The organism is Caballeronia sp. BCC1704 (genome assembly GCF_902833455.1).
GTDB lineage: Bacteria > Pseudomonadota > Gammaproteobacteria > Burkholderiales > Burkholderiaceae > Caballeronia.
Window position 1 is genome coordinate 454,580 of the sequence record NZ_CADFFT010000004.1, and the last position, 16,892, is coordinate 471,471.

General features: G+C 62.7%; 13 protein-coding genes. 1 reads left to right on the top strand and 12 read right to left on the bottom strand.

The annotated features are described in order from the left end of the window. Positions 1–18: 18 nt before the first annotated feature. The 11 genes from HWX53_RS21865 to rfbB form a co-directional block, all read right to left on the bottom strand. The gene (locus HWX53_RS21865) at positions 19–1,497 is read right to left on the bottom strand and encodes a glycosyltransferase (protein ID WP_175944760.1); all 1,479 of its coding nucleotides are present in this window, start codon (positions 1,495–1,497) and stop codon (positions 19–21) included. 16 nt (positions 1,498–1,513) lie between these two features. Then, positions 1,514–2,674: a glycosyltransferase gene (locus HWX53_RS21870; protein ID WP_175944762.1), complete on the bottom strand. Its 1,161-nt coding sequence runs from the start codon at positions 2,672–2,674 to the stop codon at positions 1,514–1,516. A 35-nt stretch (positions 2,675–2,709) separates the two neighbouring features. Then, positions 2,710–5,040, bottom strand: coding sequence for a class I SAM-dependent methyltransferase (locus tag HWX53_RS21875; RefSeq protein ID WP_175944764.1), 2,331 nt, complete (start codon positions 5,038–5,040; stop codon positions 2,710–2,712). 63 nt (positions 5,041–5,103) lie between these two features. Continuing rightward, the gene (locus HWX53_RS21880) at positions 5,104–7,185 is read right to left on the bottom strand and encodes a rhamnan synthesis F family protein (protein ID WP_175944766.1); all 2,082 of its coding nucleotides are present in this window, start codon (positions 7,183–7,185) and stop codon (positions 5,104–5,106) included. Continuing rightward, positions 7,164–9,029, bottom strand: a complete 1,866-nt coding sequence (locus HWX53_RS27465) for a glycoside hydrolase family 99-like domain-containing protein (protein ID WP_208454809.1) — start codon at positions 9,027–9,029, stop codon at positions 7,164–7,166. Before HWX53_RS27465 ends, HWX53_RS21880 begins: the two co-directional genes overlap by 22 nt. A 233-nt stretch (positions 9,030–9,262) precedes the next feature. Continuing rightward, complete coding sequence (locus HWX53_RS21890) at positions 9,263–10,609, bottom strand: ABC transporter ATP-binding protein (protein ID WP_175944768.1); 1,347 nt, start codon at positions 10,607–10,609, stop codon at positions 9,263–9,265. Between the two features lie 21 nt (positions 10,610–10,630). Next, the gene (locus HWX53_RS21895; protein ID WP_175944770.1) at positions 10,631–11,452 is read right to left on the bottom strand and encodes an ABC transporter permease; all 822 of its coding nucleotides are present in this window, start codon (positions 11,450–11,452) and stop codon (positions 10,631–10,633) included. A 55-nt stretch (positions 11,453–11,507) separates the two neighbouring features. Further along, positions 11,508–12,401 (bottom strand): dTDP-4-dehydrorhamnose reductase, encoded by an 894-nt coding sequence (gene rfbD, locus HWX53_RS21900; protein ID WP_175944772.1) that lies wholly within the window; start codon positions 12,399–12,401, stop codon positions 11,508–11,510. Then, the gene (gene rfbC, locus HWX53_RS21905; RefSeq protein WP_175944774.1) at positions 12,398–12,949 is read right to left on the bottom strand and encodes a dTDP-4-dehydrorhamnose 3,5-epimerase; all 552 of its coding nucleotides are present in this window, start codon (positions 12,947–12,949) and stop codon (positions 12,398–12,400) included. Before rfbC ends, rfbD begins: the two co-directional genes overlap by 4 nt. Further along, the gene (gene rfbA / locus HWX53_RS21910; protein ID WP_175944776.1) at positions 12,934–13,827 is read right to left on the bottom strand and encodes a glucose-1-phosphate thymidylyltransferase RfbA; all 894 of its coding nucleotides are present in this window, start codon (positions 13,825–13,827) and stop codon (positions 12,934–12,936) included. Before rfbA ends, rfbC begins: the two co-directional genes overlap by 16 nt. Positions 13,828–13,836: 9 nt before the next feature. Beyond that, entirely contained in the window at positions 13,837–14,898 is a 1,062-nt protein-coding gene (gene rfbB, locus HWX53_RS21915; RefSeq protein WP_175944778.1) for a dTDP-glucose 4,6-dehydratase, read from the bottom strand. A 364-nt stretch (positions 14,899–15,262) separates the two neighbouring features. Between rfbB and HWX53_RS21920 the strand changes: the two genes are divergently transcribed. Continuing rightward, a complete protein-coding gene (locus HWX53_RS21920; RefSeq protein WP_175944780.1) occupies positions 15,263–16,117 on the top strand; it encodes a symmetrical bis(5'-nucleosyl)-tetraphosphatase in 855 nt (284 codons plus the stop codon). Here HWX53_RS21920 and HWX53_RS21925 read toward each other — a convergent pair. Continuing rightward, on the bottom strand, positions 16,086–16,889 hold the full coding sequence (locus HWX53_RS21925; protein ID WP_175944782.1) for a lysophospholipid acyltransferase family protein: 804 nt from the start codon (positions 16,887–16,889) through the stop codon (positions 16,086–16,088). The genes HWX53_RS21920 and HWX53_RS21925 overlap by 32 nt on opposite strands. Positions 16,890–16,892 lie beyond the last annotated feature (3 nt).

The window sequence follows — 16,892 nt, forward strand, 5'->3', positions numbered from 1 at the left end:
TCAGCAATTGAGAAAACGTTAGCGGCGGCGCAGAAGCCTGCGCACCCCGGCCGCGACGGCGGGCCGATATCGTTCGGGAACGAAACCGCCGGTACGATGATACAACCGGCGCAACATGGTTTTTTGCAGCGGCGCAGCAGCGCCGCGCCACTCCGAATGCACCTGGAACGAGCCATGATCCTCCTCGAAAAAGCGGAAGATCTTGTCGATCAGTCCATGATCGACGCGGGCATTGGACCCGAGCGCGAAGCCGCTCTGCACCGGCTGCGTCGCCTCCGCGCCGAAGACGATCAGGCGGCGCCGCGCCACGGCTTCAGCGAAAGACGGGTACTTCATGTGTGCCTCTACTTCGTGCTCCGGACAGGCGAAGAAATAGACCGTGCCCGACCCCGCCACGTCCACGCCCCTTCCGTCGCGAAAGACGCCCGCCTCGACCAGCGCGGCGTAAGGGCTCCCAACCTTGTCGTGAACGGGCACCAGGTAAGGAATATGCGGAAGCGAGTCGGCATAATGGGCGGGATATGTCTTGGAAATCGCCAGGTATTTCCGATACATGCCAAGCCGCAATGCGAGCTCGGCCCGCAAGGCGTTGATGCGCGCCGGCCACACGTCTTCGAGCGCTACGAGATTTTCCAGCAGCATCGAGTGCAGCGACCGGATGGCAGGTGCGTATTCCGTGACATTGATCAAGCGAGCGTGCGCACTGTCGACGAATGCAAGCCGCTCATCGGGAAGCTCAATGGACCGGTAGAAGCGGCCGAAACGCTCGCTCAACAGCACGCGTGTAAGCGTGGCGAGCAGTTCGTACTCGCTCTGGCGGCGCATGGCCGATCCGCTGCTCAGGTTGTTCGCATGCACGCGGTATAGACAGGTCGACGCTTCCGAACTGACGAATCGGCCTTCGAACAGAAGATTCAGCCATAATTCGAAGTCCTGCAGACGCTCGTTCGACACACCCCAGAACGATTGCCTGAAACGGTCGCGCCTGAACATCGAAGCGGGCGCACAAAGAAAGTTGCCGCTCAGCAACGCCGCGAACAGCTCGGCGTGCGTATTCGACCGAAGCAGCGCGTGATTGAAGATCGTGACATTGGCGGGCATGCCTTCCGCGTTGATGTACGCGATATCCGCGAATGCCGCGGAGGCATCCGGATGGCGTTCGAGTGCGTCGACCAGTCCGGAGAGATGGCCGGGCAGCCATACGTCGTCGTGCCCGATCTGTGCAATGTAACGCCCGCGCGCGACGGATGTGGCGTCGATCAGCGCGGCGCAGACGCCGTAGTTCGTCGGCTTGCGAACGGTGCGCACATGAAACGGTTGCGCACTGCTCCATTGGCTGATGATGTCCCAGCTGTCGTCCGACGAGCCGTCATCCACGATAACGACTTCGACGTCCTCCCGCTGCTGCGCGCTGATTGACTCGAGCGTGTCCCGGAGAAAACGCTGGCCGTTGTAGACGGGCAGGACAACGGTGACGAGTGGCGAATATGAAGTCATGGTTGGGTACATCGGGTCAGACAACAAGGACGTTCAGTCGGGAGCGATCCAGCGCAAATCCCGAGTCTTTGCGCACGAGAACAGCCGGCCGCCGGAGAAACACGGCATCGAGCGCGGCGCCGTCGAGCGTCGTTGCCGGCGCCACGAACGGTACGTCGCGAACATGTCGCGCAACTTGCCTTCCCAGTTCGCTTGTCTCAGGGACAGCCGTTCGCGGCAGAACGAGACAGCGTTCGCCGGCATGCCAGGCGAGCAATCCGACGGGGACGCGTGCGAGCAGATTCAGCAAGCCCGGATCGACAGACGAGGCCACATCGACACGCCGGCCATCGGGCGCGGCGAATCCGGCATCGAAATGCGCAGACAGGAGTGCGGCAAGTTCGCCCTGCGACTCGGACGACGAAAGGGCATGCTCGTAACGCACGACATATCGCGCGACGGGATCGACCGAGATGGCCGCGCCGGCATCGAGCGGCTCGTAGAGCCTGGCCGCGATTTCCAGCCGCTCGGCTTCCGCCTTGGGCTTTTGCCCCAGGTTCATCGCAGTGCTCGCGGGATGAATTCGCCATCCGTACGCCGCATACGGCAGATGCGCATGCTTGAGCGCCCTGTCGGCAAAGCGCCGCTGGTAGCCGAACGCAAGCCAGATGTCGAAACAGCTGCGATAGCGGGCCTCTGCGTCGGGCTCCGCGAGGATCATCTCCTTGCAGATGCTCGTGCGGAAACAGGTGATGTGATGCATGTAGAAGTAATGCATCGCGCTGAGGCCGTCGAATTCCGGCTTCCAGTAACGCTCTCGCGTCTCGGCCGAGAACTTGGTTTCGTCGGTGAAGACGAGATCGTATTCGTCGCGATGACGCTTCAGGAATTGCACGAGCGGTATGAGATCGACTTCGTCATCGTGATCCAGAATCGCCGCATACGGTGCGCTGGCGGCAACGAGCGCGGATGTATAAGCCGCGAAGATTCCGCGATTGCGGTCATGGCGAACGTATTCGAAGTGCTCGAAGCACGACGCCATGCGTTGCGCGAACGCATCGATGGCCGTGTCCTCCGGCGAGTCGTTGACGACGATCCACTGCACGTCCGACTGCACCGGCCACAGCGAAGTCGCGAGACGCTCCAGATAGTAGGCGACGGTCTTGTAACAGGGCGTGATGATGGTGAGAAGTGGCATGTCTGCAGCCGGCATCAGCGGTTGATTCGAGTTGTTCACTGCCCCTCTCCTCCGTCCAACGCGATGCCACTGGCGGCGAGGCGCGCTTCGAGCGCCAGCACGCGTTGCTGGCTCGCGGCAAGCTGCTCGCTCAGGTCGCGCAGGGCCCGGGCAGTGTGCAACTGTTCCGCTGCGGCCCGATCAACGCCCGCGCGCGCTTGTTCGACCTGTCCCGCCCAGTGCGCCATGCTGTCGCCGAACCGCCTCGCTATCTCGTGCGTCTCGACGATACGAATGCGCATTTCCAGCGCCCACCCGGCGCCGACCTGCGAGGCGATGTCGGCCGGCATGACGGGAAGCATCTGCGGATCGTTGTCGCTCGCGAAGATCAACAACCCCGCGTCGCCCGGCGCGGCCCGCAACGGGATGACGGACGGCGAAAGCACGAGATCGTCTTTCAGCGCGCAAGTCCAGCGGAGAATGCCCCGGTCATCCAGCACCTCGATGCTCGAAATCTGATACCAGGCGGGGCGGTCGGAGGGGTCGATGCGCAACATGCTCGGCGAAGACGCGTCCGGCGGCAGCGTCAGTCGGACGGTCTCCGGCCCGCCGCTCACTTGCGCGGCGACTGTGCGGCTGTCCGAGAAACCGACATCCGGATGTCCGTAGTAGACGGTCGCGGTGAACCGGGCCGGTGCAGTCGACGCGAGCGGCAGGCCCTCGTCCGCCCAACCCGCCAGGAATTCGGACACGTCCCGGCCCGTCGCGAAGCTCTGGAATTCGCCCTCCTCCGCAGCGTAGCGGTGGAAGTCTTCATCACTAATCGCCATGCCGGCCGCGCGCGCCGCATCGATAAATAACTGCTTTCGGCTCAGCAACGCCGCATCGCTGCGCGGCGAGAAGCTGAAATTCCGATTGATCAATGACAGCATCGCCCGGAACAAAAGGAATCCTAATTCGATGCTGTCCTTCGTCTGCCATTCGAGGTCGATTGCCCGCGCGAGACCGTCGTGGCGCAGCACGATGTTTTGAGGAATGAGGTCGAGGAAACAGCCCGGCACCGAAGCATGCGCAGAATCCAGCGTGCAGTCGTGACCTCGCTCACGTACGAGCCGCTGCGCCAGGTCTAGGTAGCGCCGCAGGAATGCGCCGATCTCCGACGGCGTCCAACCGTCTTTCGAGATGATGCTGACGAACTCGTCCGCGAGCAGGCGGCCAGGCGCATACGCTTCGGTTTCGTTCAGCAGGAAACGGTAGCGTCCCGAATGCCGGGCCGAACCGGTCGACACATAAAGGGCTCGCGACTCGGCAACGACCTCTGCGCCGACCGCCCGGAAGAGGACCTCCTTGCAGAACGGGGCGCGGCGCGTCGTGTTGTAGTAGTAAGCGAGCGCCTCCTTTGGCAAGCTCTGACCGGCTTCCTCTGCGCTCGCCACGACGATGAAGGAGTTCGCCACGTCCATGCCGAGTCCGTTGCGGATCAAGGTCGGCCATGCGCGTTGCAGGATAAAGGACAGATTCGTCGGCAGTTGCGGGTCTTGATGCACCGTCTGCACGGCGAGCGCCGATGCTTCGAAAGCGGGATGCGAGAAACCGCGCTCGCTCACGACCGCAACCGGGAACTTGTAGTCGGGGAACGGCGCCAGAAAGTTCGGCGCGGCGAACGCAGCGCGCTGGAACACCGACGTCAGTTCGCCCTTGCCGAACGTGCGGGGCCCGACATCGCCGTAGCGGTCCTCGATGCCAAACATCGGCACTCCCACGTGATCCTCGGGCGCTCCGGCGAAATATTTCAGGCCGACCTGATTCTCGATCGCGACGATGACGATGCCGCCCGGCGCGAGCAAGTCCCGCACGCGACGCAGCATGGCGACAGCGGGCTCGCTTCCCGGCGTGAAGAGCGATGCATATTCCAGCACGCCGATGAGCGTGACGACGTCGAAACGCTCGTCGGTCCGGAAGTCGTCGAAACGTTCGGTCACTACGTGCACGTTCGGCAGATCGCGCGATCGCGAAGCAGCGATGGCGGCACGTCTGGGCGATCCTTCGAGCGCGAGCAAGTCCGCGCCGGCTTCGCCCAGATAGCGGCTGATCGCACCGCAACCCGCGCCGATTTCGAGCACGCGACGCGACGCGAGCTTCGCCTCGAACGGACGAAGCACGTTCGCTCGCCCGCTCGATAGATGGTAGAGCGATGGCCAGTCCGAGATGCGCGTCGTCAACTCCGCGGAATGAAGCGAAACGTCGGCCGCGCCAGCCACGATTTGCCCGATTCGCTCCTCGACTGCATCGCCGTCGCTATAGGCGATTCCTTCGTAGCCCCGTCGCCGCCACACCCGGGTGGCGGCATCGAACCGATATCCGCTTCGCTCCAGCGAAAATGACATGCGTTGATCCTTCGTTTTATGTTGCAATGTTCTGCTGATGACAGCGGCCGCGTCGGCGCGGCCTCAGGTGTTTCGCGACGACTGTGCCCACCGGTAGGCGCCGTCTTCGGAAACGGCCGCAGCTCGATGACTGCCGCCGGCGATCTCACCGGTGTCGATGACACTCATTCCCGCGCGCCGCGCCGAGAGCGGTAGCAGGCGCTCGAGCGCGTGTGCGAGCGTGCCGTCCGTCTGACCGTTTTCCTCGTCGAACGAGTCGCGGTTCAGGCCGAGGCCGAGCAGCGGTTCGAGCGCCTCCATTCTTGCCCAGAACATGGTGCCGGCCGCGAAACGATACCGCATGTCCGCCGCGTCGAATCCGAGCGACGCCGCCAGTTCGCGCACGCGTGCGTCGTTGGAACCCCGGAAGCGGTCCGACAGGACCATGTGCCCTTCGGGACCGATCATGCCCACCGACGGTCGCGACTGCATCGCATGAAGAATGCGCAGCGGCCCGGGCTCGCTGCCTAGCAGCTTGCCGAAAAGATCGCGCCGCCACACGTCCCCGTCGACCCGGTGCAGCGACTTCTTCGAATGAATCTTGCATACAAAACGGCATCCGTCGGCGCGTGCCCGGGCGAGCATGTGCAGGAACGGATACAAGTCCCGTCCACGATTCTCGAGCCGCTCGACGACCGCATGAGGGAACGATGCGAGGATCTCGGTCTCGCACTCGGCTGGCGCGTGTTGATTGACGGATACATACAACTTGAAGCCAGCAGGCACGTTAGCGAGAAACCCGCTGATTTCGGGCCACAGTTCCGTATAGTGCAAATGCACGATCACGGCGACTTCGCGACTGTCCGGACGCCAGCCGTCCGGCATTCCTGAGGTGAATTGCTCGAGCACTCGGCGCGTTCGCTCAAGGTAAGCGAAGCCCGTATCGGCATCCGGTTCGAGCACTGCGCCGCGCAGCCAGTCGTTCCAGGCATTCAGAAAGACAAACGACGGTCGGTCGGTGCGGCTTCTTGCCCGTGCGCATGCAGCCGCCAGCGCGGACGCGTACTTCGAGGGAGTCGGGTCCGTGCAGATTCGCGCCCGCTCGCCGACAAGCGGGCTGTCGTCCATCCCGGCCATCACCGTCGGATAAAACGGTGGGCGCGCATGGTCGTCGCCGAGCAGCCATCTGGCGTCGTCGGCATAACGGGACAGTGCGCCCCCGAAGTGCGCATCGAGCAGCACGGGCTGAACGGGCGCGGCAGCAGGACCAAGCGAAAGCCGTGCGATGCCGTCGTAGCCTCCGTCGGCAACCGGCTCGGCCGAGACCGCCACCAGATGCGCGTCGGCAACGCCAATCTCCGCCAGCATCGCTCTGGAGAGCCGGGCGCCGGTTCCAACGTGCGATCCCGTGACCAGGACGAGAGGCCCGCCGGCCGCCTGAAGATAACGTGGATGCGTCAGCACATCGCGCCACTCGTCCCAGGCCGCAGCGGAAGCGGCGTCGGGCGCAAGATCGAAGAGAACGCAAAGGCGCAGCGTCAAGTCTGGGTCGTTCAGAAGCCGCAACAGTTCTGCCGCCGTCACACCGTCGCTGGCGGCGGCGCTCCGAGCGGGGATGCAGAAAGCGTGGATGCCGTAGTCGGACGCAAGCCGCGCGTGTCGAACAGCGAGATCGTGATCGGTCTTCGGATAGAAGCCGAACTTTCCGGGGATTCGAGGTTGTCTGTGTCCGACGAACCTCACGCCGGCGGCCGCCACGGCCTGCCAGTCCCAGGTGGCGCTCCAGCGGTAGAGGGCGATGGTCCTTATCTCCGACGGTGCCATGCCGGGAAGAAGCCGGTCGCTGTATTCGGGATGTCGCCGTCCCCCACGAACCGCCAGAAACGCCGAACGCAGGCTGTCGCGTGTCCGCAAGGGAAGCCTTTCCAGCAACTTCAGCGCCGCGTTGGCTTCATCCGAGCCGGTACGTGCTCGCATTTCGCTCGCGGCCGCGAGGGCGCGTGATCCCACCGCGGTCAACACGGCCGACGCGAGGCGTGACATCCCGGTACGGCCGCACGTCGCGCGAACGCGCCGCAACCAGGCGCGCGACTGAAAGCGCAGTATCGACTGAAGACGGTGAAAGCTCACGCGGTCCATGGAGTTCATGCCGGGCGGCGCGTCCATCTCGATATGGCTCGGCGCGTGGCGTCGAGGTAAGCGTGCTTGTAGCGCATATCCGGCTCGAGGTGATTGCCTTCGCCCCATTCGTTCCACGCGTTAACGAAGACGATGCGCTCATCGCCGCACGCGAAGCGGTCGGTGTACGACAGCGCGCCGTCCAGCCACTTCTCATACGCTTCAGGCGATGCGCCGAGAAAAATGTGCCCCGTGTCCTGCTTGCGCGCCGTGTTGTCCCATGAAGGCATCGTGCCGCGAAACATCGCGTAACCGGGATTTGTCTTCGCAAGGCAGACTTCGGCGGTGGCCTGGTAATCGAACAGCGCGCCCCGGAACTTCGGAGCGAGGCCTTCCACTTCGCCTGTGTACGGCACGCCGCAACCGTGAGGAGGGAATTCCACGCTGGCGTCGAAGTCGAAGTCGCTCGGCTTTTCGCCGCGTGCCCAACTGTCGAACGACTGCACGTAGGCCAGATACACGTCGCCCAGACCGGCGTCTCGCGCCATGCGTCGCCACGTGGCTGCCGCCCTGCGCGGCTCTGGAAGCAAAGAGATCCGATAAATGAGCACGAGCGGCTTGCCGTTGACGCGGATATACCGTTCGTCGCGCAGAAGCGGCAGCCAGTCGCGAAAGAGCGCCGCTTCGTCTTCCGGCGTATACGACTGCCCCATGAGCAGCGACGACTCCAGCCCGTCCCAGCGACGCGTCCAGTTCTCGTTCGCCCAGCAGATGCAGAACGGAAAACTAGGCTTGCCGGTGTCGAGCACTTCCTGAAGGGGCCGCTCCAGAAGGCGGCGGCCGCTGAACCAATAGTAGTAGTAACAAAAACCGGCTAACCCCGCCCCGCGCGCGAGATCCGCCTGCGCCTGCCGGACTTCCGGGACGCGTAAATCATAAAAACCGAGGTCGGCCGGAAGGTGCGGCTGATAATGACCATCGAAGTTCGGCTTGGCCTTCGAGACATTGGTCCACTCGGTGAAACCTTTGCCCCACCACTCGTCGTTCTCGGGAATCGGATGATATTGCGGAAGATAGAAGGCGAGCACGCGAATATCCGACGCCTCTCGCGCCACGCGGTCGGACGATCGCTCTTTCCCACCAAGGATCGCCACGGTCCGGGGCGGCTCCGCAGGCATTGCGGGGCAGGCGAAGCGTGCAAGCGGCTCGAAGACGATCGCTTCGTCGCTCTGCCAAAAGGCGCGCATGAGCGCGTCGACGGCGGATGCAGCGTGAACCTGCGCGTGCGCGACTTCAGCGGCCCCCAGCAGCGCATCACGGCGGACCAGGACCGCGAGGTCGGTCGCCGCGGGCACGCGCCGGCTGACGGCGTAAGACGGATCGCTCGCGTCGTCGCCATTGCCCAGGCGGCGAAGGCCGCCATCCGGACCCCACAGCGCGCCCGATTCAACGAGCGTCGCATCGGCGCAGACGATCATGCCGCAGGCAGCCACCGCACTACTCTCGGTTCTCAAGCGATGCACCAGCGCATCGATAGCGCCCGCCTGAGCCTGCACGGCATCGGTCGTCAGCAGGACGAACTCGCCTTGCAGGTCCTGGACGGCTGCGCGCACGGTGTCGAGCATCTCGGCTTCTGACGGCGAGCGTAGCAGCCGGAGCCCGCTCAGCGTTTCCAGCCAGGCCTCGGCCTCGCCGACGCGTATGACGTTCATTTGCATCGCGGCGGCGCCGCCGGCGGTGGCGTGCTTCAGCGCGAGCAGGCTTTCGACAACGCGCTGACGCTCCTGACGATGGATCAGCAGTACGGACACCACGGTTTCGCCGACGCCGCCGAATGTCGTTCGCGAGGCTTCCGTCAGCAAGGCGCCGTCGCTCGCGTCGAGCAGCGTCAACTGCGAAGCAAGAGCGGCGCGCTTCTTGGCGCGTTGCTCGGCGCGATCGCCGCGAACGTCCGATCCGACCGGCCTGTTACCAAGGACGTGCCGCGCGACCCGAGACCACAGCCCCGTGGGTCCCTCCGTACGCAACAATCTCAACGCATAGCGCGAGACCGCGGCAGGGCCGCCGGCTGCAGCAATAACGTTGCGCGCGCGCCTGACGGTGCGCAGTTTGGCGCGAAATCCGCTCATGGCTGATGCAGTTGCATCGACATATTCATGTCGAGCAATCCGAAGAAAGACGAATCCGGGCTCACGACCAGATGGATGGAATCGTAGCGCCGATCGTGAGGCACGATGTTCTCGCCTTCTCGCGTCGCTATGCCGAGCGAGATGAAGTAGTCGCCCTGCCCTAGCTTGCAGTCGAGAAATACCGTGGCGCGCATGCGCTCGCCGGCTCCGCCCATGTTTTTTACTTCGTCACAGGCGAGCAACTCCGAGTTGGAACCGAAGACGGTAACGCCTTCCTTTGTCTTGACCGTCACGCCCAGAATGGGGCGCACGAGGGTGCGCTGAAACGTCACTGCCACATCGAGGCGCAAGCGCGCGCCGCTCTCCACCGAATGCGGATATTCGACGCCGTCGCTTTCGAGCCGGAAGTCGCTGATGACCGCAGACCCGTCGCCCCATCGGTACTCGTAGGGGTTGTAGCCGGGCCGCTGCGAGAACGCATCTTCGTCGAAGAGAAGCTTCCCTGCGCCGACGTCGATGCTCTCGTCGATCCGCTTCTTGCCATTACCGTCCGATCCGTTGCCGTTTTCGTCGGATTGTGACGACTTCACCCGCTTGCGATTGCTGTCGCGGCCAAAAAGCAGGTCCAGGTAGCGGTTCACGATCTCGCGCGGCGCGCCTTGCTGCAGCATTTCGCCCGAATCGATCAGCACGGCGCTCGAGCAATGCGTCACGATTTGCTCGCTGCTATGCGTCACCAGCAGAATGCTGGTGCCGTTGTCTTTCAGTTGCTTCAGGCGGTCGAAACATTTCGCCTGGAAACGCGCGTCGCCAACGGCGAGGGCCTCGTCAACGATAAGAATTTCCGGATTCGTCTGCGCCTGAACCGCGAACGCAAGACGAACCATCATCCCGCTCGAATAAGTCTTCACGGGCTGATCGACGAATGCGCCGATATCCGCGAAGGACACGATGCTATCGAAGCGTTCGTCCACCTCTTCGGTCGACAGGCCCAGCAGGGAGGCGTTCAGATAGACGTTTTCTCGTCCGGTAAATTCCGGATTGAAGCCCGATCCCAGTTCAAGGAGGGCCGCGACGCGGCCATGAACCGACACCGAGCCTGTGGTGGGCGTGAGCGTGCCGGCGATGATCTGCAACAACGTTGACTTGCCCGACCCATTCCGGCCCACGATCCCGATGGTTTCTCCCTTGGGAACCGTGAAACTGATGTTCTTCAATGCCCAGAATTGACGGAATAACTGGCGACGTCGTCCGACCAGCATCTGGAGTAGGCGGTCTCGGGGGCGCTCATAGATGTTGTAGCACTTGCCGACGTCGCGGATGTCGATCGCGGATTCACTCATAGATGTCTCGTTCGCGCCTGCTCAGAGGATATCCGCGAAGCCGCCGCGGGTCCGTTGAAACCAGGCATAGCCGAACCACGCGGCGATGTAGCCAAACACGAAATACTTCAGGATGCCGAGCCAGTCCGGAGTACCACCCCAGATCAGCGCGTTACGAAGCTGCTCGATGATGAACGTCAGCGGATTCCATTCGATCAGGAATCGCAGCTGCTCGGGCACGGACGTTGTCGGATAAAAGACCGGTGACAGGAACATCAGAAGCGACGTGACGATGGACATGAGTTGCCCGATGTCACGCAGGAAGACACCGAGAGACATGAGAAACCACGTTACGCCCGCGATGAGCAACAGGTACGGCACGAGGATCAGCGGCACCGTCCACGCCGTAACCGGAAGATGCTGCTGCCAGAGCAGAATTCCGCCGATAAGAATCAGCGACGCGATGAACGTATGAAAGAGAGCAGTGCCAAGGGTGATCCACGTGAGCGTCTCCAGGGGAAACACCACGCGTTTCACATAATTCGTGTTCGCCACGATCATGCCCGGCGCGCGATTGATGCACTCGGCCAGTAGCCCGTGCGTCAGCACGCCCACGAACATGACCACCGCGAATTCGAAATGGCTCGTCGAGGCCGGACGCCACTTCGACTTGAAGACGACGCCGAACACGAAGGTGTACACGCTCAGAAGCAGCAGCGGATTCACGAATGACCAAAAGAGACCGAGAAACGATCCTTTGTATCGTCCTGACACCTCTCTTTTGACGAACTGATAAATCAGGGCTCGCTGGCTGACGAGCGAATCGACGACTGCCAAGGGATTACGGTAGCTGTAACGGCTCATTCAGTCCTTTACTCTTCGAAACTTGATCGCACGCGCAAGTTGGCGCGAGGGGCCGTCAAACGCCGGCGAGCTGGTCTATGGTTTGTCGCATGCACACATCCCAGGCAGGACGATGCAGACCGAACCGCCTGTCGAAGTGCGAACAGTCGAGGCGAGAATTCGCCGGACGACGCGCGGGAAGAGGATATTCCGACGTCGCAATCGGGAGAATGGTGCGCGTCTTGATATCGAATCGACCGACGGCCCGCGCATAGTCGATCAGCGCCTCGGCGAAGCCATGCCAGCTCACGCTACCGCCCGCCGTCATATGAAAGCGGCCGCTCTCGAAGCGCCCGTCGAGCCGTTCGGCGTGTGCGTGACGGATACAGTGAGCCGTCAGGTCGGCGATCAGCCGGGCGCTCGTCGGTGCACCCGTCTGGTCTGCGACCACCTTCAGCTCCTCGCGTTGGGCCGCGAGCTTGAGCATGGTCAAGAGAAAATTCTTGCCGCGCGCGGCGTAGACCCACGTCGTTCTGAAAATCAGATAGTCGCATTGCGACGCGATGATCGCCTCTTCGCCGGCGAGCTTGGAACGACCGTAGGCGTTGAGCGGTGCAGCGGCGTCCGTTTCCTTTGCGCTGTCCTTCGCGGTCCCGTCGAACACGTAGTCCGTCGAATAGTGGACGAGCAGCGCCCCGGTACGCGCGGCGGCTGCGGCGATTTCCGCAACCGCATCGCCGTTGATGCGGCGTGCGACTTCCTCTTCCTGCTCGGCATTGTCCACGGCGGTATATGCAGCCGCATTCACAATGACATCGGGACGCACCGATTCGACAAGCCCCGCCACGCCGTTCGGCTTAGTGAAGTCGGCAGTCTGGCGAGTCGCCAGCACGACCTCACCGAGCGGCAAGAGGCTGCGCGCCAACTCCCAGCCGACCTGCCCGTTCGCACCGGTCAACAGCAGTCTCATTGGAACACCTCGGCACCGGCGAGCGCGGCACCGTCCCGGTCCTTGGCGGCGATGATCAACTCGCCCTCGAACGGCCATGCAATGGCGAGGTCGACGTCATTCCACACAATGCTCCGCTCGAACTCCGGATACCAATAATCCGTCGTCTTATAAAGAAACTGCGCCGTCTCCGACAGCACGACGAACCCATGCGCGAAGCCCGGCGGCACCCACAACTGCCGATGATTCTCTTCCGACAGATTTACGCCCACCCACTTGCCGAAGTTCGGCGAGCTCTTGCGAATATCCACGGCGACGTCAAAAACTTCGCCCTCCACCACGCGAACGAGCTTGCCCTGCGGATGCTGGATCTGATAATGCAGCCCGCGAAGCACGCCCTTCGCCGAACGCGAATGATTGTCCTGCACAAACTCGACGCCCGCTTCCACGTGCTCGGCAAACTCGCGCGCATTGAAGCTCTCGTAGAAGAAGCCGCGCGCATCGCCGAACACTCTCGGCTCGATGATCTTGACTTCGGGCAGCGCCGTGGCAGTTACCTGGATGGCCATGCGACTTGGTCCTTCGGAAGGTTGAGCAGATATTGACCGTACGCGTTCTTCGACAGCGGCTTCGCTAGCGCAAGCAGTTGCTCGTCGTCGATCCATTCCTTGCGGTACGCGATCTCTTCCGGGCAAGCCACCACCAGCCCCTGACGCTTTTGCAAAGTCGCGATAAACGTCGCCGCCTCGATCAGCGACTCATGCGTGCCGGTGTCGAGCCACGCGTAACCGCGACCCATGATCTCGACGTTCAGCCTTTGCTGCTGAAGATAGCGCGAGTTGACGTCGGTGATTTCGAGCTCGCCGCGCGGGGACGGCTTGATGTCCGCTGCGATGTCGCACACCTGGTTATCGTAGAAATACAGACCCGTCACCGCGTAGTTGGATCGCGGTTTCGCCGGCTTCTCTTCGATCGACAGCGCGCGGAAGCTCTCGTCGAACTCCACGACGCCATAACGCTCCGGATCATGCACGTGATAGGCGAAAACCGTCGCGCAGTCGGTACGCGCATTGGCGTTCGCCAACTGCTTCGCTAGATCGTGACCGTAGAAAATGTTGTCGCCCAGAATGAGCGCGGAAGGATCGTTGCCCACGAACTCCTTGCCGATGATAAACGCCTGCGCGAGCCCGTCCGGCGACGGCTGCACTGCGTACTGAATGTTCATGCCCCACTGGCTGCCGTCCCCGAGCATGGCTTCGAAACGCGGCGTGTCTTGCGGCGTCGAAATGACGAGGACATCGCGAATGCCCGCGATCATCAGCGTCGACAGCGGATAGTAGATCATCGGCTTGTCGTACACGGGCAGCAGTTGCTTCGATACTGCGTGCGTGATCGGATAGAGCCGCGTGCCGGACCCGCCGGCGAGAATAATGCCTTTGCGCGCCATGCCTGCTCCTTATGCCCGCTGCGCGTAATTCGTCTCGACCCACTTCCGGTATTCGCCGGAAGCGACTTCGTCCGCCCATTCCTGATTGTCCAGATACCACTGAACGGTCTTGGCGAGACCCGTCTCGAACGTTTCGGCCGGCTTCCAGCCGAGTTCGCGCTCCAGCTTGCGCGCGTCGATGGCGTAGCGGCGATCGTGTCCCGGGCGATCCGTCACATACGTGATCTGATCGCGATACGAACCGCTTGCCTTCGGTTTCTTCTCGTCGAGCAGATCGCAAAGCGTATGCACGACTTCGAGGTTCTTCTTCTCGTTCCAGCCGCCGACGTTATACGTCTCGCCAGGCTTGCCGTTAGCCAGCACTTCGCGGATGGCCGAGCAGTGATCGCCCACATACAGCCAGTCGCGCACGTTCTGACCGTCGCCATAAACCGGCAGCGGCTTGCCTGCGAGCGCGTTCGCGATCATCAGCGGGATCAGTTTCTCGGGGAACTGATACGGGCCGTAGTTATTCGAGCAGTTCGTCGTGAGCACGGGCAAACCGTACGTGTGGTGATACGCGCGAACCAGATGGTCGGAGCCAGCCTTGGTCGCCGAATAAGGGCTATTCGGCGCGTAAGGCGTGGTCTCGGAGAATTGCGGATCGGTTGCGGAAAGCGAACCGAAGACTTCGTCCGTCGAGACGTGCAGGAAGCGAAACGCTTGCTTCTCCGCTTCGGGCAGCGCGCTCCAGTACATGCGCGCAGCTTCCAGCAACGTGAACGTGCCGACGACGTTCGTCTGCACGAAATCCGCCGGACCGTGAATCGAGCGGTCGACGTGGCTTTCTGCCGCGAAATGCAGAATGGCGCGCGGCTTGTGCGTGGCGAGCAGTTCGTCCATTGCTGCGCGGTCGCAAATATCGGCACGCACGAACAGGTGGCGGGTGTCGTCCTTGAGCGATTTCAGCGTGCCGAGATTTCCCGCGTACGTCAGCTTATCGACGTTGAGCACGGGCTCATCGGAGCCTTTGAGCCAGTCCAGAACAAAATTCGCGCCGATAAAACCGGCGCCGCCCGTCACGAGAATCATAGAAACCCTTTGGCTGCTTGTAGTCTTCGCGCGACTGAACACGCACGCGCAAGCTGTGGAAAAAATTGCAGCATTCGATGCCCCGATGCATCAAATGCGGGAACCGCGACCGACTGCCGGACGCGGTTCAATTTTTGGTCAGCCGCCAATTATAAAGCCATGCAGTGCAAAAACTACACGGCTAACAACTTGATACAGCTAGTCAATTTCCGTCGCGTGGGCGGGAATGACGCCGTGGTGATCTTTTGTACGAAAGCGATCGAGCGTTGCGTTTTTCTAATCACCGGCATAATTTGTCGCACCGCAATTCGACTGGCGTCCGGCTCGCGACTTCAAAGCCGCGTCGCGCTTTCGCACTGAACCCATGACCGACGCACTCTCCGCAAGCCTCGCGGTCTCGTCCGCTCCCCTCGTCTTTGGCGACCTCCAAGGCTGCTGCGACCCGTTTCAGCGCCTGCTCAAGAAAGCCGCGCCCGAACCCGACACGCCGCTCTGGTTCGCGGGCGATCTCATCAACCGTGGCCCCAAGTCGCTGGAAACGTTGCGCGACGTGATCGCGCTCGGTTCGCGCGCGACCGTCGTGCTCGGCAATCACGATCTGAATCTGCTCTCCGTCGCCGCCGGCCTGCGCAAGCCGAAAAAAGGCGACACGCTCGACGACATCCTCGGGGCACCGGACTGCGCCGATCTCATCGAATGGGTGCGGCACAAGCCGGTCGCCCATTTCGAAGACGGCGCGCTGATGGTTCACGCAGGCGTCTTGCCGCAGTGGGACGTCACGATGACGCTGGAACTCGCGCACGAACTCGAAACCGCACTGCGCGCGCCGAACTGGAAAGAGACGCTGGCCGAACTCTACGGCAACGAGCCGCATCGCTGGGAAGATTCGCTGACCGGCATGGACCGCCTGCGCGTGATCTACAACGCGCTCACGCGCATCCGCTTCTGTACAGCGGAAGGCGCGATGGAATTCGCCGGCAACGGGGGCCCGGACACCGCGCCGCCCGGCTACATGCCTTGGTTCGACGTGCCGGGCCGCCGCACGCGGGACGTCACCATCGTCTTCGGACACTGGGCCGCGCTCGGCCTCATGATCCGCGACGACGTTCTCTGTCTCGATTCCGGCTGCGTGTGGGGCAACAAGCTGTCGGCAGTGCGGCTGACGAAAGACCCCGCGCAGCGCGTCGTCACGCAGGTGAGTTGCGCGATGAAGAAGTGATCGGCGGCGCCAGCGGCGCTTCCATGACGACGGCCGGCGCGCCCCGCATCCGCTCCAGCGCCGCCTGAACCGCCGCTTGCGCCTCGCTTGCGAGCAGCCGCCGGTCAGCGCCCGGCGCGAGCGGATCGCACACGTAGAGATGCGCGGTGATCGGCCCGCCGCGCAACAGCGCATCGAGCGAATCGCTGAGCGACATATCGCCGATATACGCGGGCGCGGTCGTCTGCATGCCGCGCGCATCCTCGTACATGAGGCAGATCGGCTGCACCGGACGCGACGCAGACACCGCCGCCTGAAACAAATTCGCGTGAAACGGCAGCAGCGATACGCCGTCGCTCGTCGTGCCTTCGGGAAAGACGCACATCATTTCGCCTGCGACGAGCCGGTCCGCCAGCTCATGCATGATGCGCTTCGCGTCGCTGCGCTTCTCGCGCTGGACGAACACGGTGCCGAGCTGTTGCGCGAGCCAGCCGACCACCGGCCACTGGCGAATCTCGGCCTTCGATACGAACGGCGTCGGCCGCCACGCGTTGATCACGTAAATATCGATCCACGACACATGGTTGCCGACGACGAGCACGCCGGCATCCAGCCGCGCTTCGTCGTTATGCACAACGAGCTTCATGCCCGCGAGCCGCAGCATCTCGAGCGACCATGCGCGGTTCATCGCCATGCGCTCGCTTGCAGTAGCGCCGGGAAAGCGCCGCGCCACGATCCATGCGCCGTGCAGCAAATGAGCAGCGAGGCGCAGCTTGCGCAACATCAACTTCATGAA